The organism is Corynebacterium sp. NPDC104732 (genome assembly GCF_055583565.1).
This window is the reverse complement of sequence record NZ_JBVJNS010000024.1, coordinates 1-21985: the sequence shown is the minus strand read 5'-3', so window position 1 is coordinate 21985 and position 21985 is coordinate 1. Positions and strand designations below refer to the sequence as shown.

The following is a 21985-nucleotide window of genomic DNA, read 5'->3' as shown; positions in this document are numbered from 1 at the left end:
AACAGTCCTACTGACAGGCATAACAAGCAGCTTCCTCCCGGCAACACACGCCGGGCTCAGCCACGCAGACCCTCCAACAAAAAGTCCGCAGTCCCGGGGTATTTTAGGGGTTTTATTCACCGAGTCTCGAAAAACAGGTCTCGAAAAGTCCCAAGATCCCTAAAACTCCAACCCCAGCAGCGCGTTTTCGATGAGTTCCGGCAGTGCGGGGTGGATCCAGTATTGTTTGGTGGCTACGTCGCGGCAGTCGAGGTCGAAGGCCATGACGGTGATGAGTTGCTGGATGAGGGTTGAGGCTTGGGGGCCGATGATGTGGGCGCCGAGGAGGCGTCCGGTGTTTTTGTCGGCGATGAGTTTGGCGAAGTTGGTGGTGTCTTCCATTGCCCACCCGTAGGCGACGTCGCCATATTTTTGGACTTTCACGGTTACGTCGTAGCTTTCGCGTGCTTCTTTTTCGGTGAGTCCGACGTAGGCGATTTGGGGGTGGGTGAACACGGCGGCGGGGACGTGGTCGTGTGGCATGGTCTGCAGGTCGTCGGGGTGCAGGATGTTGTGGCGTACTGCGCGCATTTCGGCGTTGGCGACGTGCTTGAGGAGGTAGGGGGAGGAGGCGTCGCCGAGTGCCCAGACTCCGTCGGCGGTGGTGCGCCCGTATTCGTCGACTTTAATGGACCCGTCTTTCATGTCGATGCCGCCGAGGTGGAGGTCCATTTGGTCGCCGTTGGGGATGCGTCCGGTGGCGACGAGGAGGATGTCGTGTTCCAGCTCGGTGCCGTCGCTGAGGGTGACGCCGGTGTCGGTGGCTGCGGTGACTTCGACTTCGTAGCGGACGTCCCATTGGGTTTCGGCGGCGCGTTGGAAGGCGGCGGCGATGTCGTCGTCGAGGCCGCGGAGCATGCGGTCGCTGCGCACCAGTTGCGTCACGGATACGCCGAGGGAGGAGAAGACGTGCGCGAATTCGCAGGCGATGAAGCCGGCGCCGACGACGGTCATACGCTTAGGGAGCGAAGGGATGCGCATGATGTCTTCGTTGGTGTAATAGCGGGCCCCGGATTCGGCGATAGCCGCGGGGATTTGAGGGCGCGAACCTGCGGCGATGATGATGGTGTCGCCGGTTATTTCCTCAGATCCGGTGCGGATGGTTTTCGGACCGGTGAAGCGGGCGTGTTGGTCGTAGACGTCGATGTTGGGGGTTTCAGGTCCACGTCGGTAAGCTTCGCCACCTGCGGCGATTTGGTCGATGCGGTCGGTAAAGACGCGCTTGCTTATCGACGCCCAATCCACCCCCTCGAACTGCCCCTTAATTCCGTAACGGCCGGATTCCTCGATGGTGCGGGCAATATCCGCCGCGTAGACGTACATTTTGGTGGGAATGCAGCCGACATTGAGGCAGGTGCCGCCGAAGGTACCCTTCTCGATGATCGCGATGGACTTGTCATCGAATTCGGGGCCGGGGATGGAGTTGCCGGAACCAGTGCCGATGATGATGATGTCGTAGTGCTTGCCCACGTAGCGCTCCTTCTAAAAGTTAGGGTCCTGGTAGGCATAGTAGTGAGATTTTCACGTTGATGGCGAGCGCCCCATGCATATTCCCATTGGGGTGAAAATTCCCAATTTGTGGGGGAAGTTTTACCAAAGCTGCAATTTTTGCGCGTAAGCTTGATTGGTAACGGACTAGTTTGTCCGGCTTTTTGGCTGACAACAAGAATGGGAAGTCCACCTCGAGGCACTAGTAGTCCGGGGTTTCTATACATACGCACAGTTGATGAAAGAAGTTGAGTTACAGTGTCCGAAGCTAAAGTAAGCGCAAAGGTAACTGACGAGGCGGATGTTGTCCTCATCGGCGCAGGTATCATGAGCGCCACGCTGGGTGCGATGCTGAAACAACTCGAGCCAACCTGGTCTCAGATCATTTTTGAACGCTTGGATGTCCCAGCTCAGGAGTCCTCCTCCCCGTGGAACAACGCGGGTACCGGTCACTCCGCGCTCTGCGAGCTGAACTACACGCCACTGCAGCACGGTGAAGTGAACATCTCCAAGGCTGTGAACATCAATGAAAAGTTCCAGGTCTCTCGTCAGTTCTGGTCTCACCAGGTTGAGAATGGCATCCTGACCGACCCTCGCGAGTTCATTAACCCGGTTCCTCACGTCTCCTTCGGCCGTGGTGATGACCAGGTTAAGTACATCAAGATGCGCTATGAAAAGCTCTCCAAGCACACCCTGTTCCAGGGAATGCAGTACTCCGACGATGACTCGAAGTTCGCCGAGTTCCTGCCACTGATGGCTAAGGGCCGTGACTTTGACGCTGAAAAGGTCAACATTTCCTGGTTCGACGAGGGCACCGACATTAACTACGGTGCTCAGGCCAAGCAGTTCCTGGACGCAGCTGAAAAGGGTGGCACTGAGGTCCGCTACGGCCACGAGGTCAAGGACATCAAGGCCGACGGCGACAAGTGGAAGGTGACCGTCAAGAACGTCCACACCGGTGACATCCAGACCGTGAAGGCTGGTTTTGTGTTCGTCGGTGCTGGCGGCATGGCACTGCCATTGCTGCAGAAGTCCGGCATCAAGGAGATCAAGGGCTACGGCGGTTTCCCAGTGTCCGGCGCTTGGCTGCGCTGCACCAACGAGGAGCTCATTGAGCAGCACGCCGCGAAGGTCTACGGCCAGGCTTCCGTGGGCACCCCACCAATGTCTGTTCCTCACCTGGACACCCGCGTGATCGACGGCAAGAAGGGCCTGCTGTTCGGCCCATACGCTGGTTGGACCCCGAAGTTCCTGAAGCAGGGCTCCTACCTGGACCTGTTCAAGTCCTTCCGCCCAGGCAACCTGCCGTCCTACATGGGCGTTGGCGTGCAGGAGATGGGCCTGACCAAGTACCTGGTCACCGAAGTGATGAAGGATGAGGCTGCTCGCCTGGAGTCCCTCCGCGAGTATATGCCAACCGCGAAGGCGGAGGACTGGGAGCTGGTTATCGCAGGTCAGCGCGTCCAGATCATCAAGCCTGCCGGCTTCCCACGATTCGGTTCCCTGGAGTTCGGTACCGCACTGATCAACAACCCAGAGGGAACCATCGCCGGCCTGCTCGGCGCATCCCCAGGTGCTTCCATCGCCCCATCCGCCATGATCGAGGTGCTGGAGCGCTGCTTCGGCAACCGCATGATCGAGTGGGGTCCAAAGCTGAAGGAAATGGTTCCTACCTACGGTGTGAAGCTCTCCGGTGATCCGAAGCTGTTCAACGAGGTCTGGGAGCGCACCCAGAAGACCCTGAAACTGGAGGACTAATCACAGTGACTCTCGCCCCTGATCCGGGGTTCCCCTTCGCAGCAGTTGTTGGACAAGATCAGCTCAAACTGGCCTTGATCCTCAACGCGATTTCCCCCCGGATCGGGGGCGTCGTCGTACGCGGAGAAAAAGGAACCGCAAAAACTACCACCGTCCGCGCTTTCGCTGCCCTCCTGGAAGGCGCCCCACTAGTGAACCTGCCGCTCGGCGCCACTGAGGACCGCGTGGTGGGATCCCTCAACGTGGAAAAGGTCTTCACCACCGGCCACACCGAATTCCAGCCGGGACTGCTGTCCCAAGCTCATGGCGGTGTGCTTTATGTGGACGAGGTGAACCTCCTGGCAGATCACCTCATCGACGCGCTACTTGATGCCGCCGCCACCGGCCGCGTCACAGTGGAACGCGATGGAATTTCCCACTCTGACCCGGCGTCGTTTGTGCTGGTAGGCACGATGAACCCGGAAGAGGGGGAGCTGCGCCCGCAACTGTTGGACCGGTTCGGCCTGGCGGTAGAGGTGGTGGCATCTCGGGACGTCGACAAGCGTGCTGAAATTATGCGGCGGCGCCTCGCTTTTGAAGCAGACCCCGTGGCGTTTGCTGCGCAGTGGCAACAGGAGACCGCGGAGCTGAGTGCGCGGATCGCTAAGGCGAAGTCGCTGGAGGTCACGCTCGGGGATGAGGCGCTGCGCACCATCGCCCATGTCTGTGCTGCGTTTGATGTGGATGGCATGCGCGCTGACCTGGTCATTGCCCGCGCAGCGAAGGCCCACGCGGCCTGGCGTGGCGCGACTGAGGTTGCCGAGGAGGACATCAAGGCCGCCGCCGAGCTCGCGCTGCCACACCGCAAGCGCCGTGACCCGTTTGATGAGCCCGGCCTGGACGAGGACCAACTGGACCAAGCCCTGGATGACGCCCGCGAGGACACACCTGAGGAGCCAGAACCGGAACCCAACGAGCCACCAGCGCAGCCCGAGAAGGAACCCGAGGAACCGCCGTCGGATGGGAAGGTAGGTAGCGCCGAGACTGGCGCTCAGTTTCGCTCCTAGGCTGGTGCGTCGCGCCGGCACCGGCGCGGAAGGGGTGCCGGGCCGTCGCTCCTATGCGTACACGCCGCAGGGCGCGAGCGTGCGCGCGGTCAAGGGCGGCCATGGGCTACACGTGGTGGGCACGGTGCTCGCCGCAGCAAACCGCGGTGGCCGGGTGGTGGAAGGCCTCATTGATTTCCGGCCCCAGGACCTGCGCGGGCAGCTGCGGCGCGGCCGGGAGGCGAACCTGATTGTGTTCGTGGTGGACTCCTCCGGGTCGATGGCGGGCCAGGACCGGTTGGCAGCCGTCACCGGGGCAGTGCACTCCATGCTTCGCGACGCCTACCAGCGCCGAGATCGCGTCGCCGTGATCACGGTACGTGGCGCGGACGCCGAAGTGGTGCTGCCGCCTACCTCGTCCATTGATGTGGCAGTGCGCCGGCTGCATGGCCTCCCCACCGGCGGGCGCACCCCATTGGGTGAAGGCCTGCTCAAAGCCCATGAATTGATGGAACGTGAGCACCGGCGGGAACCGGGGCGGCGACCGATCCTGATCGTGATCTCGGATGGGCGCGCCACCGGCGGTTCCGGTCTCGAGGGAGCTCGCCAGGCCGCGCACACCATCGCGGCCCGCCGGCTCGCCGCGCCCGTGGTGATCGATTGCGAGAAACCCGGTCGAGTGCAGCTGGGCCTGGCGCGGGAACTGGCGAAGCAGATGAACGCAGTGTGCCTGCGCCTGTCTGAACTCAGCGCCGACAATGTGGTCGGCGTGATCGATGCCTTGTAGCGGGTATCGGTAAACTCGAGCGTTACTAACGAAAAGGAGTGTGGCCATGCCGCAAGGAAAAGTAGATCCCGCGAACATCCCTGATGACGGATTAACCACCAAGCAGCGCCGACTATTACCGATCACGGCCGTGCACACCGGCCCCGGCAAGGGCAAGTCCACCGCAGCGTTCGGCATGGCCATGCGTGCCTGGAACCAGGGCATGAAGGTGGGCGTGTTCCAGTTTGTGAAGTCTGCGAAATGGAAGGTGGGCGAGGAGGCGGTGTTTAGGCGCCTTGGTGAGCTGGAGCCCGGCAGCGTCGAGTGGCACAAAATGGGCGAGGGCTGGTCCTGGGCCAAGAAGCAAGGCTCGGATGAGGACCACGCCCAGGATGCGCGCGATGGCTGGGAAGAAGTCAAACGCCGTCTCATGGCCGAGGAACACGACTTTTACGTCCTGGACGAGTTCACCTACCCGATTAAGTGGGGGTGGATCGACGTGGACGATGTGGTGGAGACCCTGCGCAACCGTCCTGGCACGCAGCACGTGGTGATCACGGGCCGGGACGCAGACCCGAAGCTGATCGAGGTCGCGGACCTGGTCACCGAGATGACAAAGATCAAGCACCCCATGGACGTGGGACGCAAGGGGCAAAAGGGCATCGAGTGGTAACACCGGGCATCCTCATCGCCGCCACCGGCTCCGGGACGGGCAAAACCACGATCGCGACTGGCCTGATGGCGGCGCTGGCCCGGACCCGCACCGTGGCGCCGTTCAAGGTCGGGCCGGACTACATCGACCCGTCCTATCACAGCCTCGCCACCGGGCAGGTGGGCCGCAACCTAGACATGGTCATGTGCCCCGGCCTCATCGGACCGCTCTACGCGCACGGCGCCGCCGGCAAGGACATTGCCGTGGTGGAAGGCGTCATGGGGCTTTTCGACGGCCGGATCGGCGGTCACCCCGCCGGGTCATCAGCCGACATCGCCGCCGAGCTTGGCCTGCCAGTGATTTTGGTCGTAGACGTGCGCGGCATGAGCCAGTCCGTCGGGGCCCTGGTACGGGGATTTACCCAGGAACGCAGCGACATCGCGATTCGAGGCGTGATCCTGAATCAGGTCGGTTCGGAGCGGCACGCCGCCGTGTGCCGTGACGCTGTGGAAGCAGCGGGAATTCCCGTCGTCGGTGCCATCCCGCGGGTAGACAAGGTAGAGGTTCCTTCCCGACACCTAGGGCTCATCACCGCCGAGGAACACGGGGCAAAAGCCCGTGACGCGGTAGATCGCATGGCCGACCTGGTGGCCGAACACTGCGACCTGGGCGCGATCGTGGAACTTGCCGCCTGCAGTTATGAGGGGCCAGCCTGGACTCCGGGAGTGCGCACCTTTGAACAGACGCGCATTGCGCTCGCCGGGGGCCCAGCCTTCACCTTCGCCTACGCCGAGCACCGGGAGATCCTCGCCGCCGCTGGGACGACCGTGATTGACTTTGACCCGCTGGTGGATGATTTCCCGGAATGCGACGGGCTGATCATTCCGGGTGGATTCCCGGAAGAGCACGTCGAAAAGCTCAGTGCTCGCGCTGACCTGCGCGACGCTGTCCGCGCGCACGCCCGCACCAAGCCTATTCACAGCGAATGCGCCGGACTGCTGTGGCTGGTAGAGACCCTCGACGCGCACCCCATGGTCGGGTTGATCCCCACGCACGCCGCGATGCGTCGGCGACTCACCCTCGGGTACCGGGAGGCCGTCGCGCTGACCGACAGCGTGCTGTACCAGGCGGGGGAGCGCGTCACCGGGCACGAGTTCCACCACACCGCGCTCACCGAGGAATCGGTAGCCGGTTTCGCCCCGGCGTGGGGCTGGCGCGCCTGGGACGGATCCAACCGGGCGGAAGGGTTCGTCTCGGAGACGATCCATGCCTCCTATCTGCACGTGCACCCGGCGTCCTGCCCGCAGGCAATCGAGCGTTTCGTTGCCCAATGCGTGGCGGCGAAAACCGCGCAGTAAAATTAGTGGCTATGGAAAAACACCCAGTTGTCTTGGTTGGCGGCGGTCCCGGAGCGTGGGACCTCATCACGGTACGTGGCATGCACGCGCTGCAAAACGCCGACGTGATCCTCGCCGACCACCTGGGTCCCACCGCCGAACTGGACAAGCTCTGCGACCTGTCCGCCAAAGAAGTGATCGACTGCTCCAAACTGCCCTACGGGCGGCAGGTGGCGCAGGAGAAAATCAACGCCATGCTGGTGGAACACGCCCAGGCGGGTAAGAAGGTGGTGCGACTGAAAGGCGGGGATCCGTTCGTTTTTGGCCGCGGTTTTGAAGAGATCCAAGCCTGCGCGGAGGCTGGCATCACCGTCGAGGTAGTCCCTGGCGTCACATCTGCCATATCCGTCCCTGCCGTGTTCGGTGTACCGGTCACCCAACGAGGCATGGTGCATTCCTTCACCGTCATCTCCGGCCACGTCCCACCCGGACACCCGACCTCCCTGAACAACTGGGAGGCGCTCGCACAAACGGGCGGCACCCTCGTCGTTATCATGGGCGTAAAGAACGGCGGCGCCATCGCCAGCGCGCTTATCGACGCCGGCCGCCCCGAATCCACCCCCGTAGCCGTCATCCAAGAAGGCACCACAGCTGCGCAAACGGGCTTTCGCACCACCTTGGGAGAACTGGGAGCCTCGCTGGTCTCAGAAGGCGTGCAGCCACCAGCCGTCATCGTGATCGGGGATGTGGCCAGGCTGTAGTAGGGATCTGGCTGGGATCATTTCACTGGAGAAAATTGTGGCGGTAGCGGAATGGCTGTTCCGCGTTGTCCCCGACATTACCCTCCCGAAGTTCGGGGTTTCTGGGGTGCTTTTGGGGCATTCTCGGGGGCGTAATGTCGGGGCCTAGCTTTTTACCCACCTAGGCCTGCACCCAGGGAAGAGGTTTCCCTAGCCGGCGAACCCTCATCAAAAAATGGTCACTGAATTCTGGTCGGCTGGGACCCGGTGTGCAGGAAGTCCTGGAAGTAGGGGAGGACGAATTGTAGGCTGCCCCAGCCTGCTGATTCGAGCAGGTCGCGGGCGATGAGTTTGGCGCGCGTATCGCTGATCGCAGTGATGGGGCGTCCCAAGAGTGAGGCTACTTCTGCGGTTCGTACGGGTGCGCCGTCGTTGCTGAGGTATGCGACGGCGTGGAGGAATTCGAGCTGTCGTTCCGGGAGGCCTTTGACGGCGGGTTGGTGGACCTGGCGACCCATGGTGGTGATGGCTTCGGCGCGGATTGCGACGACGTCGTCTTCGGTGATGTCGCCGGTGGCGTGTTCCCAGGCGAGCGACCCGACGAGTTGCAGCAGGTAGGGGTAGCCTTTCGCAAGGGCGACGGCGGCGTCGGCAGCAGCTTCGGTGAATTCGTGGGAGGTGCCGGTGGCGGATTCGACGAGGATGGCGCGGGAATCGTCGTCGGTAAGCGGGCCGAGCTCGAAGTGGCGCGCACGCCGCATGAAGGTGGTGCCGGGCAAGTCAAGCAGCTTATCGACGCCATGGGTGAGCCCCGCAACGATAAGACTGACGTGCAGATCATCGCGAATGAGGTCCTGGTAGGCGGTGGCGAGTTCGCGCAGGTCAGCGGGGTCGCAGTCCTGGATTTCATCGACCGAGATAACCATGCCCGTGCCGTGCGGAGTGAGCTCCGCGAGCAGTCCCCGCAGTTCAGAGGACAGGGTGGGCACTGGTGCGTCCTCAAAGGACGTTTCGGTATCAACCCCCAGCATGCGTAGCTTCACCCCAGTGACGCGGGTGTTGGACTGGCGGCCGCGGAACTCCTGGCGGGCGGTGGGGATAATCGAATTGACCAGGCGATCAACCAAACCAGGGGCGCTGGGGACGCGCAGCACCAGCCAGCCGTGGCTGCGGGCAATGTCTTCTAGTTCCGTGAGCAGCACCGTTTTGCCGATGCCACGGGAACCTGAAATGACAATCGAGCGGTCCGGGTGGCCCGCAGGGCCCTGGATGGCGTCGTGGTACTGGGTCAGAGCCGTGCGGCGGCCAGCCCAAAAGCGTGGCGAAGCGCCGAAGGTCGGGCGGAACGGGTTATGAGACATACCGCAAGCGTATTGATAAATTGATAAAAATGCACGGGTTGATAAATTGATAATTGTCTGGCTCGAGACTTATCTCTGTGACTCCTCCTGCCGCACTGCATTGTGGGCGAGTCCTGCCAGTACCTTTTTCAGGCCCTTGAGGGAGACATCATCGCTGAGGAACAGTTCCTGGATCTCCCGCGATTCGTTCATGACCTCGATCAAAGCACCGACCACTGCCTGCTCAAACGCAGGAGCGTGCTCCAGCTGGCTAGCTGTGTTCTCAGCAGCCATTTTCGCCACTGACTGATTAGGCGCCAAGGTGCCCCACACCTGCATGACGAACCCGCGCACTGCCTTGTTAGATGCAGGAATGCCCGCAGCGGTGAGAATCGCATTGGCCTCATCCACGGCCTCAGTGAAAGCGATACCCAGGGAGGAATCGGCCGGCGCGGTTCCGCCTCCTAAGGTCGGTACTTCCAGCTGACCGTCACCGTCAGTCAGGCCCAGGTTTTCGGACACTGACTTCGGGGCCACCGCAATGCCAATGATGTCTACCGAGGACACGTCGATGACATCGGACAGGCCCAATCGAAGGTTACGCAACACATAGGATGCCAGAATGGCGCGCTTGCGCATGGTGGTGTCTTGGAAATTGACGATCTGCGACAAGAATTCCCAGGACTTTACATAGGTGTGCAGGTCAGATCGGAAGGCCTTGTGGCGGTTGACTTCGTCTTCATCTCCGCTTAGTCGCGCTTGACGCAGTCCCTCATTCCAGCGATGGACAATCGGGGAGATGGTCGAGCGGAACACCTCGTGGTCTACCTCATCTCCGGTGGCAGCTACCGCAACTGCCTCGATGTCGGAAGCGGTGTAAAAACCGGCACCGTCGATACGCTCGGCAACCTCGAACAATGCTGACGGTTCCACATCGCCGAACAAGGTGGCGGCCGTGTAAAACTTCTGAAAATCAGCCAGAATCGAATCGGCATCGTTGACAAAGTCCAGCACCATCGGGTCTGTCTTACCCGGGAACGTGCGGTTGAGACGAGACAGGGTTTGCACGGTTGCAACACCCGAGAGCTTTTTGTCCACGTACATCGCGCACAGGCGTGGCTCGTTGAAGCCGGTCTGGAATTTATTGGCCACGATCAGCACCCGGTACGGACTATCCGAATCTTTGTAAGCGCCCTCCGTATCGGATAGTCCGTTAAACGAGGCTTCTGTGTACGTTCCATCGGCGGTGGCGCGTCCCTCGCGCTGGGCAAGATCGAGTTCGTAATCTTCCACTAGCTGGGCAAACTGCTCATCCGTCATCTCAGGTGTACGCACTGGCTTTTTGGGGGCAGGAACATCGAGCGAACCGGAGAATGCTACGAGAGTCTTGAATTCGTCCTGCCAGTTGTTCTTGGCAATGTATTTGTTCATCTCGTTGCACCAGTGGAACGCGGACTCGCGCGTGGCCGCCACCACCATGGCTCGTGCCTGCCCGCCAAGAAGCCCAGCGACATTATCACGGTAGTGGTTAACCACGACCGCCACCTTTTGGGCAATATTGGTGGGGTGCTCGCGGGCGTAGCGCACGATTTCACCCACAACCTCACCCTTGTTCACCATTTCATCGCGGCTCATGGAGTCCGCGATACGGATGTAATTGCTGTACGTGGTGTAGTTGGTCAGAACATCCAGGATGAAGCCCTCTTGGATAGCCTGAGCCATGGTGTAGTGATCGAAGGCGTTCCACGTGTCCGTCTCTGGATCGTAGGTGCCGAAAATGCGCATCGTCTTTGGCTTCGGCGTGGCGGTGAACGCAACAAAGGTGATGTTGGTGGCTGCGCTGGCCGCCTGGTCTTGCGCAGCTAGCTTTGCCTCGATGAGTTGTTCCACTGGCGAGCGGTGTGCAGCCAGGGTTTCTTCCAAACGTGCCTCGACTGGAGAGTCGGAGTCATCAGCTTCGTTCAAATCGGCAACATCAGCGCCTGTGACCTGCGCCAACAGCTCTTTCAATGCGGAGCTGGAACTGCCGCTTTGGGAAGAGTGCGCTTCGTCCACGATCACGCACCAACGGCGATTGGCTAGGCTCGAATCGCTATCAAGCAGCTGCTTCACGACGGGGAAGGTCTGCAATGTGCAGGTGATGATATGGCCGCCTTCCCGCAATGCTTTCGAGAGCTGCGGCGACTTCGCGCCCTGCTTCGCATCAACGTTCACCACCAGGCCAGCCGACGCGGGCAGGAGTTTGATTTCGTCCGCGAGGTTGCGGTCGAGCACCTGCCGGTCGGAGATAATGATGATCGAGTCAAAAGTTTTGATCTCGCCGCTAAAATGCCGGGCCAGGCGGTGAGCCAGCCACGCGATGGTTTTGGTTTTGCCCGAGCCCGCCGAGTGCTGAATCAGGTAGCGCTGGCCCACGCCCGCGACCTCAATGTCGCGGATGACGTTTTCCACCGCGCGGCGCTGGTGGAAGCGGGGAAACACCAAGTATCCGCCCTTGTCCGAGGGCTGCCACATGGCGTAGGTGGACAAGATTTGGAGCAGGCTGCGGGGTGCGAGGACGTCCCGCCACAGGTACGAGGTCTCGGAGCCGTCCGCACACGGCGGGTTGCCTGCGCTTTCGCCGTTGCCTTGGTTGAAGGGGAGGAAGAATGTTTTGTCTCCTGCAAGTGCAGTTGCCATCTGCACCTCGGTGTTGGACACGGCGAAGTGCACGAGGCATCGTCCTGGTTGCAGCAGGGTGCGGGTTTTGCCAGGTTTGCGGTCCTTCTTGTACTGGCGGATCGCGTCCTCAATGGTTTGGGTGTTGTCTGTCTTAAGCTCCAGCGTGGCCACTGGGATTCCGTTGAGTAGCAGCACGAGGTCGATGGTCTCGTTGTTGCCCGGGCGGGTGTCAAAATGCACTTGCCGGATAACACGCAGTCGGTTCGCGTCAGCACGCTCGGTCACCTCGGTGAGCAGTGGGTTGGTGGGGTAGAACCCGGCCATGGGGCCGAAGGTGGCTTTACCGTGAGCTGCAGACATGTAGCTGAACCCGTCGCGCAGCACGCCGAGCAGGCCGCCGATGGTGCCACCCTTGGTATGGTTCTTCTGCGGCGCCTTACCCAGCAACTTGGACAGGTAGATCAGCAGCCGGTGTTGCGCGGCCTTGGTCGCTACCTCTCCCAAGTCCGGTGGGCAGACTTTGGCGTAATCAGTCGGGTACTGGGTGGCTAGCCAGTCCAGCACGTCCCCAGGGAACAGGGCGAGGTCGGGGTCGAACCCGGTGTCGCGCGCCCCGTCCACGTACGTCCATCCCGAGGTGGCAAGATGCTGGCAGATAGCGGTTTCAAACCCGTGCTCAAGTGTGTGGTTCATGGCTTAGTACACCTTTATCTGTCCGGTGACGGCGGCGGTAATCAGGGCAGACCTACGCTCGGTGAGCAAATCTTTGAGTTGCTGGGTTTTAGCCAGCATCGCGTCAATACGTGCGGTGGTCTCGTCCAGGTGCTGGGAGATGCGCTCCTGCTCGTCTAGCGACAAAGCTGGAACCTTAAACGACTGCAACCACTGAGGGCTAATACGCCGGAGATTTCCCACCCCTTGGAGTACTGATTCGCCTTCTTTGAGGAACATGGAAGTTTGGAAAGCATAACTTAGCCATTGGGAAAGGGCTCTTTCTGGCCTTGTACGCACAATGTGGACTTCTGTGGTTGCCAGGCCGATAGGAAGTGGAATGTCCGCCACCGTTGAACGACCTGCCTCGAAAGTCGGGGTGATCTTAGGAATGAGCACGTCCCCGGAACGAAATTCAGTGTACGAACCAACCTTTTTCGACCATTCAATTGTTCGAGAAAAGTCAGCTCGCTTGTCCGACCAAATTGTTTCGAGGGGCATGAAGGTGACTTGAGTACCGTCAGTCAGGCTCCGAAATTCAGGTGTAACAGGGTTGACCTCACAAAAATGCCAAAGCTCGGCTGTGTTTTCAGACAAAAACGATTGGGTGATTTCGTTTTTCCGTCGCTCCTCCAGCAACCGGCCCAGACCATTGAGCTTGTCCAGCATCGCGTCAATCTCGCCCGTCTCTCGGTCGAGGTAGTCCGCGATGGCACGCTGAGTGTCGAGCGGTGGGAGGGGGAAAGACAAGCGGGAGAATCGTGCAAAATTGATCGTTTGACCGTCCCGTAGTTGGTCAGTCAGCGTTTCCAAGCCGGAAATTAGCAGGTCGGACTTCATGAACCATCGGAAGAAGTCGTGGTGGACATCTTCGCTCGGTGATAGCACGGTATAAGCGTTACTTACCTTTCCCCGTAGAGTGCTGTACTCAATCCCGCCCTGAAAACTACGCAGGTGAATTACGAAATCGCCCGGCTCGACGTGCTTCATTTTGTTAGCACCGGACAGATTGAGGACTACACGGTTACCTGTAGTTTCCATAAAGTCGCTTTGACGAACTACTCCGTACTTTTGTGATGGGGTGAGGTGTTCGTCACCTGGCAGACATTGCTGCTGCCGATCAGAAAATAACAGGTAGGACGGGACGATTTTCCAATCCGGGTTAACCTTGCGCAGCCACTTGTTCTGCACTGTTCCCATTACCGCTTCACCTCCTGGAACATGTCCATCAGCTCGCCCATCACACGCTGGACATCGGCGTCGATCTCGGCCAGCGGACGTACCTCCTCCGGCACGTAGAACAGGCGGGTGAACGGAATCTCGTACCCGATCTTGGCCGCGTTCTCGTCCCAGGTCACATCTGGGGCAAACGGCAAGACCTCACGGCGCATGTGCTCGTCCACGTCCTCTGTTAGTGGGATACGCTCGGTCATCTTCCATCCGGCCATGGAGACCGGGTTTCCTTTGTGATCGATTGCGGCGGGGGCGGCGTCGTCATGTACGGCCATGGCCTGCATGATCTTTGTGATGAGGCCGACGGGCATCTTGAGCCCGCGTACCTTGGCCTTGGTCTTGAGTAGGTCCGGTAGCTCGTTCCAGACCGCGCCGTCCAGCTCGCGCATGACCTCGACGTGTGCGTCGGTGAAGGCCTTGTAGGCGCGGGCTTGCTCCACAGCCTCGTCGGAGAACACAGTGATGTATCGTTCCTGGCGGTAGACCGGCACGTCTTTGAACCCAAGGTCGTCTGCGGTGACGATCTTGGAAATATCCGACTCTTCGAAAGCTGCGTACGCCTTGGTGATGATCTCACGATCTTTCGGGGAAAGCTCACGTCGCTTGTCGCCCATGCCTTTGCGCATCGGGGTCCACTGGTCGGTGGCGTTAATCAGCTGAATCTTGCCCCGGCGGTGCGGTTCCTTGTTTTTATCCAGAATCCAGATGTAGGTGGCAATGCCGGTGCCGTAGAACATGGATGTTGGTAGGGCGATGATTGCGTCCACTAGGTCGTCGTTAAGCAGCCATGCACGGATACGGTCAGGGCCGGACTCGGGAGCGCCCGTGAACAGGGGCGAACCGTTGAGGATAATGCCCGCACGCCCACCACCGGTCTCACCGTGCGGATCCGTTAGCTTGTGTACCACATGGGACAGGAACAACATCTGGCCATCGGACTTGGCGGGCAGCCCGTGGCTAAAGCGGGAACCCTCCCGGGCTGCTTCGCGAGTCACATCGTCATAGACCGCAGACCAGTCGGAACCGTACGGTGGATTGGTGAGGATATAGTCGAAGGTCTGGCCCTCGAAACGGTCGTTGACCAGCGTATCGCCCAGGAGGATAGACTCCGGCTTGTTGCCGAGCATAATCAGGTCGGCTTTACCGATACCGTACGCGAAATCCATCAACTCCTGGCCGTGGAGTGAAACTTGGGCGTTCCGGTTGAACGCTTGCAGCTCATTTTTCGCCACGAGCAACATGCCGCCCGTTCCGGCGCACGGATCGTAAATCGTACGGCTGGGAGATTCACCGGATAACCCCTCATCATCAGAGGAGAACAAGATGTCCACCATGAGGGAGATTGCGTCACGCGGGGTGTAGAACGCACCCGCACTCTTGCCCTTGGTGTTGAACGCGCGGTACATGATGTCCTCGAACATGTCGCCCATCGCGGTGTCGGGCAGCAGGTCAGGGTGCATGTCGATACCTGCGAAGTGCTGGACCACGCCGAACAGACGACCAGCGGCATGCAAAGTGTCGATTTTGTCGTGGAATTTAAATGCGCGCCAAATGTCTGTCAGGTTGTCGGAGAAAGAATCGATGTAGCTCTTGAGGGCCACATCCACGTTGTCATCATTACTGCCGATGGCCTTCAAATCGAGCGGGAACGTGTTATAAAAAGACAGCTGCAGCTCGTGGGACGCGCGCAAGCTCAGCATACGCGGATTGACGTCCTTAGTGCCACCTTGAGACATCTTGTTGTACAGCTCGTTAAACGCTTCACGTTTATCGTCCAACATGCACTCAATGCGTCGCAGGACTGCGAACGGGATGATGTAGTCGCCGTATTCCTCCGGTTCGACCACGCTGCGCAAATAACGATCCGCCGTATTCCACACTGCGTTGGCTGTAGTGCTGCGGGCGTGGGCGATCTGCTCAGGGGTAGGGGACATGGTTCTCCATTCAATTAACAGTCTTGCAGATTCAATATCGTAGCAGGTAAAAGCTAATTTTTCGGTGTTTTTTCGTGGCGTTTGCTCTGCTGAACACAGCATTACATCCGGGGAGGACACGTAACTGACACCGTTGAACAGAAAAGCTAAGACGAAACATGCGGCATGGAAGCTGTGGCGCACCTGTCCGGGGACCTGCTTTAGATCACGATGACACCCACATTGCCCTCTGCTTGAGTGCTCCCGTGGGTACGTACTTCCATCGTCAATGACGATGTAGGTAGAGTTTTGGAAGTAAAGGAGGTCAAAATGAATCTGCAACAACTGCGCAAAGATAGCGTTGAACAGGCAAAACATACAAATACGTTGGAGGGTCTCATCACAAGTAGGGCCTACAACGAAGACGCTGAGCGCTATGTCGTCGGCGAAATCTCTGCGGCGCAATTAGTGGAACGCACTCGCGCACGATTCGGGTTGGCTTAGAAAATGTGGCGCCTCTTGACCCATATATCGAGCCAGGAACATCGACACTAAAGAATCTTCTTGGATTACGTGATTCGCGGGACCTTGCTGCAGCTGAGGCTGACCTCGTTAATGCATGTACCGTTCAGCTCGGAGATTCTGATTCGTGGTTCAATGAAATAGACGTGCTGCGGTTTTAAAGGAAAAGCAGCAGCGCGATGATTATCACTAACAATGGCGAGGCCAAAGCCAAGGCCGCAGCGAACCAGAGTTCCGTGCGCTTCGTTTTAGCAGCCAAATAACAATTCGCGACGAATGTGGCAACGAGAATAATGCCCAGAACAATCACGGTTACGTTCCACCAGCGGTAGGGAAGGAGCAGTTGCACATACGACGCGATTGCCGCCAGCGCTGTAAAACCCCAACCGAACCGCCTGGGGTACCGTAAAGCGGCCGCGGTGAGAGAGGACTTGCGTGGCGCATCGGCGTTGAAGTCATTACTCATCGTCTATGTCTCCACCTGCCGAAAGGTAATGTTGATCCGGCCGTCGCTAAGCCCGCAGCCATTGGGCAGCGTCCCCGGTCGGGTTTGTGGCACGCCGTGGAAGGCGAGGCGTTTCGGGCCGCCGAAGACGATGATGTCGCCGCTGGTCAGGGTGACGTCGTCCCAGGGCTTATTCCTATTTTCGGTACCGCCGATCCGAAACAGTGCTTCGTCGCCGATAGAGAGGGACACGATTGGTGCGGGGGAATCCTCGTTGAGGTCCTGGTGTAAGCCCATGGTGGCGCTGGGCGGGTAGTAGTTCACCAGCGCCATGTCGGGGCGGAAGGACGTGGTGGCTAGTGAGCTGTCGTAGTGCGAGGCTTCGTCAAGCGCGTCCATGGCGAGCTTCGTCAGATTCACGGGGATCGGCGGCACGGGCTGGCCTTCGACGTGTGTGACGTAGCGATACGGATTGGTCGCCCAATAGCGACCCAGGTGTAGCATAAACACCTGCATGTGGCCACTTTTCAGCTGCGGGCGTGCCATGGCCAACGGCGTGCCGGAGAGCGCACGGGCTATGGCTCGCAGCTGGTCGATAATGTCTGCCTGCTGATCAATCGGCAACCAATTCGGCAGGTGAACGACGCCCGGGGTGACCTGGGTGTTGGTGCGGGGGAGGGCGTCGAAAAGCATGAGGTCAAGTGTAGCCCCCTACACTGTTCCCCATGGACCCCTTGACTATCGCACCAGGCCCGGGCATCCCGCGCGGCCTGGTCATCCCGGCTGCCGAGCTGCGGGAACGCTTCGCTCGCTCGGGCGGCCCCGGCGGTCAGGGAGTGAACACCACCGACAGCAAGGTGCAGCTCTCCGTAGACCTGGCTAGCCTAACCGTGCTTTCCGACGCCCACCGCCGCCGCGCCCTGCGCAACCTCGCGGCGCGCCTCGACGGCACGGTCCTCACAGTCTCGGTCGCCGCGCAACGCTCCCAAATCCGCAACCGCGCGGAAGCCCGGCGGCGTCTCGGGGAGCTGCTGCGTGAGGCCGTCGGTCCGCCACCTCCGAAACGCCGGCCGACGAGGCCGACGCGGGCGGCACTGCGGCGTCGTAAAGCAGCAAAGCAACGCCGATCCGAAATAAAAGCGAATAGACGCAGGCCTATGTCGGGCTTCTAACTGCCCGCGGTGCACAATAGACGAATGAACGAACAATGCACCCCCTCGATCCTGTCCATCCAGTCGCACGTGAGCTTCGGCCACGTCGGCAACTCCGCTGCCGTATTCCCGCTGCAACGCGCGGGCTTTGAAGTCTGGCCCGTCCACACCGTCGCCTTTTCCAACCACACCGGCTACGGCAAGTGGCGCGGCCCGCTGATCCCTGCCGCTGACGTGCGCGCTGTGATCCAGGGCGTCGACGAGCTTGGCCGCCTGGGCGATGCCGACGCCATCATCTCCGGCTACCAGGGTGGCAGCGACATCGCCGACGCGATCGTTGAGGCAGTCGCCCTGGTGAAGGAGCGCAACCCACAGGCCATCTACTCCTGCGATCCAGTGATGGGCAACGCCAAGAGTGGCTGCCACGTTTCCGACGACATCCCGCCACTGCTGCGCGACAAGGTGGTGCCAGTGGCGGACGTCATTACCCCGAACCAGTTCGAGCTCGGATACTTAACCGGCCGCGAGGTCTCTGACCTGGAATCCACCATCGCAGCAGCTCACGCCGCCCGCGAGATGGGTCCGGAGGCCGTGTTGGTCACCAGTGTGCTGCGTCCGGAGGCCCCGGAGGACACCATCGAGATGCTGGCCGTGAACAGCGCGGGCGCCTGGCTGGTGTCCACACCGTACCTGCCGTTCAAGCGCAACGGGTCGGGCGACGTGACGGCGGCGCTGTTCGCGGGCAACCTGATCCGCGGAGCTGGCATCGCTGGTGATCTGTCGATCGCCCTCGGCAACACTGCCGCCAGCGTGTACGAGTTGCTGAAGGTGACCTACGAATCCGGCTCCGCTGAACTGGAGCTGATCAAGGCCCAAGAAGCGTTCGCGTACCCACAGTGCCGCTTCGAGGTCACGAAGATCGCGTAAGAGCTGGGCTGCCCTTAAGAGAAGGACACCGGCACCTCAGCTACCGGAGTGAAGCCTTCGGTGTGGTCGCCGAACACCTTGAGCACGCATTCGGTGGCCTTGCAGTCCAGGTCAGGGCCGGTGGATACGGCTTTGAGGGTGAATTCGGCGGAACCGTCGTCGTGAAGCGGGGCGGTGCCACCCGGCTTGTTGGTCAGCCACTGCTGCGCTGCGGTATCGGCGCGCTCGCCGGTGCACAGCGGGGGAGCGCCGGCTGGGCCGGAGGTGGCGCAGATCGCGGCGTAGTAGCCCCGCTTCGGGTTCAGGCCGGTGGCCTTCGCGGTGATGGTGTCGCCCTCGCTAAGGCTCTCGGTCTTGTCCGCCGTGACGGCCGGTTCGGCTACCTGGGTGGTTGGCGTGGCCGGGGTGGTGGTCGGTGCGGGTTCTGGGGCGTCAGTGCCGCAAGCAGCAAGCGCGAGCGTAACGACGCCCATTGCCACCACACTTGCTGCCCGGACGATGCGTGATGTTGTAGTCATAGTTAGGTAGGTTAGCCTAAGCTAAGCGGCTGCGGGTAATTGCTACACCATGAGGCACAGCTCCGTCTCCGAACGCTGCTCGACCTGCATCCCAGCGGTGTTGAGCGTCCGCATGACGTCAGCGATGCAGTCGCACGGCTCAGCCAGCGCCAGCTCCCGCGCCACCAGCCCGCGATAATGCTTGTTGAAGTGGCTGACGACCTTGCCGTCCTTCTCCACCCGCACCGTCACGGCATCTTTGACGCGCCCCAGCTGCTGGTAGGTGCCACTGCGCAGGTCGACTTTCAGGCCATCGTGGCTCGCGATCGCATCCGTAATCAGCGAACCCCACCGTGCCTTCATTGTTGGTGTTGCTCCGTCAACCGTGGGGAGTTTAGTGCCTCCCGAGAGCCGGTAGTGGGGGATCATGTCGCTTGCCTGCACCAGACCAAACAGGGCGGAACAAATGAACAGCGAGTCTGTGGCGGGCAGGGTGGTGGGATCGAGGGCGTCGTAAAGCACGCCCGTGTAGCGCTGGATCGCCGGCATCGTGGGGGAGGTGAATAGCTGCTGGTTCAGCTCCGCCTCGGGGCGCAACTTATCGGACAGTTTCAACGCCTGACATGCGGTATCAACGTCCAGCTCAGACAGGTCGCGGGCAATCGCCGAGCGGGTCGGGTTCAGGGAAGGGAAGGATAGGGCGTCGAGAAGCAGTGGCTTGCCGACGCCACCATGCGCCTTGGTTTCGGAGGGCGGAAGAATAATCATCATGACGCCGTATAGAATAGCGTTCCATGATCACTCGCATGTCCTCTTTGTTCCTTCGCACCCTGCGCGAAGACCCGGCAGACGCCGAAGTCCCAAGCCACAAGCTGCTCGTCCGCGCCGGCTACATCCGCCGCGTCGCCCCCGGCATTTACTCCTGGCTGCCGCTCGGACTGAAAGTCCTCCGCAACATTGAGGCCGTCGTGCGAGAAGAAATGGACGCCATCGGCGCCCAGGAACTCGCCTTCCCGGCTCTGCTGCCACGCGAGCCTTACGAAATCACTAACCGCTGGACCGAATACGGCGACTCCCTCTTCCGCCTCAAGGACCGCAAGGACGCAGACATGCTCCTCGGCCCCACCCACGAAGAGATGTTCACCTGGGCAGTCAAAGACCTGTACAGCTCCTACAAGGACTTCCCGGTCACGCTGTACCAGATCCAGACCAAATACCGCGACGAGGAGCGCCCACGCGCCGGCATCCTCCGTGGCCGCGAATTCGTGATGAAGGACTCCTACTCCTTCGACATGTCCGATGAGGGGCTCGAGGCCTCTTACCAGGCGCACCGCAAGGCCTACCAGCGGATCTTCGACCGCCTGGGCGTGAAGTACGCCATCTGCGCTGCAACCTCCGGCGCCATGGGCGGCTCCGCCTCCGAGGAATTCCTCGCGATCTCCGAAAACGGCGAAGACACCTTTGTGTCCGCTACCGAAGGTAACTACGCCGCGAACGTGGAGGCCGTGGTGACGCAGCCGGGCGTGGAGCAACCCATCGAGGGCCAGCCAGAGGCCGTCGTACACGAGACCCCCGGTGCCGTGACCATCGCAGCTTTGGTGGACTGGGCGCAATCCGCAGACCTTGATGTGACCGCTGCCGACACCCTCAAGTGTCTTGCGGTGAAGGTTCGCCAGCCGGGCGAGGACTGGGAACTCACCGGCGTGCTCCTGCCAGGCGACCGCGAGGCCGACATGAAGCGCCTCGAAGCCTCCTTCGAACCAGCCGAGGTTGAGCTGCTGTCAGAGGAGGACTTTGCCAAGTACCCATTCCTGGTCAAGGGCTTCATCGGGCCACGGGCACTGCAAGAAAACGATGTCCGCGTGCTCGCCGACCCGCGTGTTGTGTCAGGCACCCGCTGGATCACCGGCGCCGACGCCCGCGACAAGCACGCCGTGGACATGGTCTGTGGCCGCGACTTCACCATCGACGCGTACATCGAGGTCGCCGAAATCCGCGAAGGTGACCCAGCGCCGGAAGGCATGGGCACCCTCACCCTGGAACGCGGCATCGAAATCGGCCACATCTTCCAGCTCGGCCGCAAGTACACCACCGCCATGGACGTGCAGATCCTCGACCAAAACGGAAAAACCGCCATCCCGACCATGGGCTCCTACGGCATCGGCGTCTCTCGCCTGGTAGCAGTGCTCGCAGAACAAATGCACGACGACAAGGGCCTCGTCTGGCCGGCAGAAGTTGCGCCATTCCAGGTCCACATCGCCGTCGCCAACAAGGACGCCGCCGCGGGCGAAGCCGCCGAGTCCCTCGCCGCCTCGCTCTCCAACGCTGGCATTGACTTGCTTTTCGACGACCGTCCAAAAGTATCCCCAGGCGTCAAATTCAAAGACGCCGAACTCCTCGGCATGCCACTGGTCGTCATCCTGGGCCGCAGCTTCGCCGACGGAAACGTAGAAATCCGCATCCGCGGCGGCGAAACCCTCGAAATCGCCTACGACTCCGCACTAGCTAAGGTGCAAGAGCTGCTGGGCTAAGTTCTAGTCGGCCCCCATCCTGTTGGGTGGGGGCTTTTTTGATGGGGTTTTGGGTTTGAGTTCGATACGTGCAACTCGAGACTGGGAGTAGATGTGGGTGTTTTGCGGGGGGGTGTTCCTATATAGTTTGTCAACTCCGGGGGTGGATTAGCCGGGGTTGATTTTTCAGCCGGGGTTGTTTGGCCGTGTTGTTTTCTGGCATGGCTGTTAGCCGACTGGGGTTTCCCAGTCGGCTGTTTGGTTCTTGAG

19 protein-coding genes are annotated in these 21985 nt (G+C 60.6%); 10 read left to right on the top strand and 9 right to left on the bottom strand.

All coding sequences use genetic code 11. The features are described from left to right. Positions 1-159 precede the first annotated feature (159 nt). On the bottom strand, positions 160-1509 hold the full coding sequence (mtr, locus tag ACZ6ZO_RS11965; protein ID WP_465292865.1) for a mycothione reductase: 1350 nt from the start codon (positions 1507-1509) through the stop codon (positions 160-162). A gap of 276 nt (positions 1510-1785) precedes the next feature. Here mtr and mqo point away from each other — a divergent pair, with 276 nt between their 5' ends. Genes mqo through cobA form a run of 6 tightly spaced genes read left to right on the top strand, consistent with a single transcriptional unit; the run spans position 1786 to position 7826 of the window. Beyond that, the gene (gene mqo, locus ACZ6ZO_RS11960) at positions 1786-3285 is read left to right on the top strand and encodes a malate dehydrogenase (quinone) (RefSeq protein WP_465292863.1); all 1500 of its coding nucleotides are present in this window, start codon (positions 1786-1788) and stop codon (positions 3283-3285) included. A gap of 5 nt (positions 3286-3290) precedes the next feature. Next, positions 3291-4331, top strand: coding sequence for an ATP-binding protein (locus ACZ6ZO_RS11955; protein ID WP_465292861.1), 1041 nt, complete (start codon positions 3291-3293; stop codon positions 4329-4331). 1 nt (position 4332) lies between these two features. Further along, complete coding sequence (locus ACZ6ZO_RS11950; protein WP_182387259.1) at positions 4333-5097, top strand: vWA domain-containing protein; 765 nt, start codon at positions 4333-4335, stop codon at positions 5095-5097. Positions 5098-5143: 46 nt separating this feature from the next. Next, the gene (cobO, locus tag ACZ6ZO_RS11945; protein ID WP_182386352.1) at positions 5144-5749 is read left to right on the top strand and encodes a cob(I)yrinic acid a,c-diamide adenosyltransferase; all 606 of its coding nucleotides are present in this window, start codon (positions 5144-5146) and stop codon (positions 5747-5749) included. Continuing rightward, on the top strand, positions 5743-7086 hold the full coding sequence (locus tag ACZ6ZO_RS11940) for a cobyrinate a,c-diamide synthase (protein WP_465292859.1): 1344 nt from the start codon (positions 5743-5745) through the stop codon (positions 7084-7086). Before cobO ends, ACZ6ZO_RS11940 begins: the two co-directional genes overlap by 7 nt. An 11-nt stretch (positions 7087-7097) precedes the next feature. Further along, complete coding sequence (gene cobA / locus ACZ6ZO_RS11935) at positions 7098-7826, top strand: uroporphyrinogen-III C-methyltransferase (RefSeq protein WP_465292857.1); 729 nt, start codon at positions 7098-7100, stop codon at positions 7824-7826. Between the two features lie 218 nt (positions 7827-8044). On the opposite strand, the gene ACZ6ZO_RS11930 is transcribed toward cobA, so the two are convergent. From ACZ6ZO_RS11930 to ACZ6ZO_RS11915, 4 genes are all read right to left on the bottom strand, one after another. Beyond that, entirely contained in the window at positions 8045-9166 is a 1122-nt protein-coding gene (locus tag ACZ6ZO_RS11930; RefSeq protein ID WP_465292855.1) for an ATP-binding protein, read from the bottom strand. A 69-nt stretch (positions 9167-9235) separates the two neighbouring features. After that, on the bottom strand, positions 9236-12499 hold the full coding sequence (locus ACZ6ZO_RS11925; RefSeq protein WP_465292853.1) for a type I restriction endonuclease subunit R: 3264 nt from the start codon (positions 12497-12499) through the stop codon (positions 9236-9238). Between the two features lie 3 nt (positions 12500-12502). Continuing rightward, the gene (locus ACZ6ZO_RS11920) at positions 12503-13717 is read right to left on the bottom strand and encodes a restriction endonuclease subunit S (protein ID WP_182386347.1); all 1215 of its coding nucleotides are present in this window, start codon (positions 13715-13717) and stop codon (positions 12503-12505) included. Then, entirely contained in the window at positions 13717-15684 is a 1968-nt protein-coding gene (locus ACZ6ZO_RS11915; protein WP_465292850.1) for a class I SAM-dependent DNA methyltransferase, read from the bottom strand. The genes ACZ6ZO_RS11920 and ACZ6ZO_RS11915 overlap by 1 nt, the downstream gene beginning before the upstream one ends. A 309-nt stretch (positions 15685-15993) precedes the next feature. On the opposite strand from ACZ6ZO_RS11915, the gene ACZ6ZO_RS11910 reads away from it, so the two are divergent. After that, positions 15994-16167, top strand: a complete 174-nt coding sequence (locus ACZ6ZO_RS11910) for an antitoxin VbhA family protein (protein ID WP_465292848.1) — start codon at positions 15994-15996, stop codon at positions 16165-16167. A 175-nt stretch (positions 16168-16342) separates the two neighbouring features. On the opposite strand, the gene ACZ6ZO_RS11905 is transcribed toward ACZ6ZO_RS11910, so the two are convergent. Together ACZ6ZO_RS11905 and ACZ6ZO_RS11900 are read right to left on the bottom strand one after the other, a co-directional pair. After that, positions 16343-16651: a hypothetical protein gene (locus ACZ6ZO_RS11905; RefSeq protein ID WP_465292846.1), complete on the bottom strand. Its 309-nt coding sequence runs from the start codon at positions 16649-16651 to the stop codon at positions 16343-16345. Between the two features lie 3 nt (positions 16652-16654). Then, complete coding sequence (locus ACZ6ZO_RS11900) at positions 16655-17323, bottom strand: alpha-ketoglutarate-dependent dioxygenase AlkB family protein (protein WP_465292844.1); 669 nt, start codon at positions 17321-17323, stop codon at positions 16655-16657. Positions 17324-17355: 32 nt separating this feature from the next. Between ACZ6ZO_RS11900 and arfB the strand changes: the two genes are divergently transcribed. Continuing rightward, positions 17356-17802, top strand: a complete 447-nt coding sequence (gene arfB, locus ACZ6ZO_RS11895) for an alternative ribosome rescue aminoacyl-tRNA hydrolase ArfB (protein WP_465292842.1) — start codon at positions 17356-17358, stop codon at positions 17800-17802. A gap of 24 nt (positions 17803-17826) precedes the next feature. Then, positions 17827-18708 (top strand): pyridoxal kinase PdxY, encoded by an 882-nt coding sequence (gene pdxY, locus ACZ6ZO_RS11890; protein WP_465292840.1) that lies wholly within the window; start codon positions 17827-17829, stop codon positions 18706-18708. A 14-nt stretch (positions 18709-18722) separates the two neighbouring features. Here the strand turns inward: pdxY and ACZ6ZO_RS11885 are convergent, their stop codons facing one another. Beyond that, on the bottom strand, positions 18723-19226 hold the full coding sequence (locus ACZ6ZO_RS11885) for a hypothetical protein (RefSeq protein ID WP_465292838.1): 504 nt from the start codon (positions 19224-19226) through the stop codon (positions 18723-18725). 42 nt (positions 19227-19268) lie between these two features. Continuing rightward, the gene (gene yaaA, locus ACZ6ZO_RS11880) at positions 19269-19976 is read right to left on the bottom strand and encodes a peroxide stress protein YaaA (protein ID WP_465292836.1); all 708 of its coding nucleotides are present in this window, start codon (positions 19974-19976) and stop codon (positions 19269-19271) included. A 23-nt stretch (positions 19977-19999) separates the two neighbouring features. Between yaaA and ACZ6ZO_RS11875 the strand changes: the two genes are divergently transcribed. Further along, the gene (locus ACZ6ZO_RS11875; RefSeq protein WP_465292834.1) at positions 20000-21736 is read left to right on the top strand and encodes a proline--tRNA ligase; all 1737 of its coding nucleotides are present in this window, start codon (positions 20000-20002) and stop codon (positions 21734-21736) included. Positions 21737-21985 lie beyond the last annotated feature (249 nt).

Excerpts from the sequence above, each read along its gene's own strand:
- cobA (WP_465292857.1), top strand. The coding sequence starts at position 7,098 with ATGGAAAAACACCCAGTTGTCTTGGTTGGCGGCGGTCCCGGAGCGTGG.
- ACZ6ZO_RS11930 (WP_465292855.1), bottom strand. The coding sequence starts at position 9,166 with ATGTCTCATAACCCGTTCCGCCCGACCTTCGGCGCTTCGCCACGCTTT.
- ACZ6ZO_RS11920 (WP_182386347.1), bottom strand. The coding sequence starts at position 13,717 with ATGGGAACAGTGCAGAACAAGTGGCTGCGCAAGGTTAACCCGGATTGG.
- ACZ6ZO_RS11885 (WP_465292838.1), bottom strand. The coding sequence starts at position 19,226 with ATGACTACAACATCACGCATCGTCCGGGCAGCAAGTGTGGTGGCAATG.
- arfB (WP_465292842.1), top strand. The coding sequence starts at position 17,356 with ATGGACCCCTTGACTATCGCACCAGGCCCGGGCATCCCGCGCGGCCTG.
- ACZ6ZO_RS11875 (WP_465292834.1), top strand. The coding sequence starts at position 20,000 with ATGATCACTCGCATGTCCTCTTTGTTCCTTCGCACCCTGCGCGAAGAC.
- pdxY (WP_465292840.1), top strand. The coding sequence starts at position 17,827 with ATGAACGAACAATGCACCCCCTCGATCCTGTCCATCCAGTCGCACGTG.
- cobO (WP_182386352.1), top strand. The coding sequence starts at position 5,144 with ATGCCGCAAGGAAAAGTAGATCCCGCGAACATCCCTGATGACGGATTA.
- ACZ6ZO_RS11915 (WP_465292850.1), bottom strand. The coding sequence starts at position 15,684 with ATGTCCCCTACCCCTGAGCAGATCGCCCACGCCCGCAGCACTACAGCC.
- ACZ6ZO_RS11900 (WP_465292844.1), bottom strand. The coding sequence starts at position 17,323 with ATGCTTTTCGACGCCCTCCCCCGCACCAACACCCAGGTCACCCCGGGC.
- ACZ6ZO_RS11905 (WP_465292846.1), bottom strand. The coding sequence starts at position 16,651 with ATGAGTAATGACTTCAACGCCGATGCGCCACGCAAGTCCTCTCTCACC.
- ACZ6ZO_RS11925 (WP_465292853.1), bottom strand. The coding sequence starts at position 12,499 with ATGAACCACACACTTGAGCACGGGTTTGAAACCGCTATCTGCCAGCAT.
- ACZ6ZO_RS11910 (WP_465292848.1), top strand. The coding sequence starts at position 15,994 with ATGAATCTGCAACAACTGCGCAAAGATAGCGTTGAACAGGCAAAACAT.
- yaaA (WP_465292836.1), bottom strand. The coding sequence starts at position 19,976 with ATGATGATTATTCTTCCGCCCTCCGAAACCAAGGCGCATGGTGGCGTC.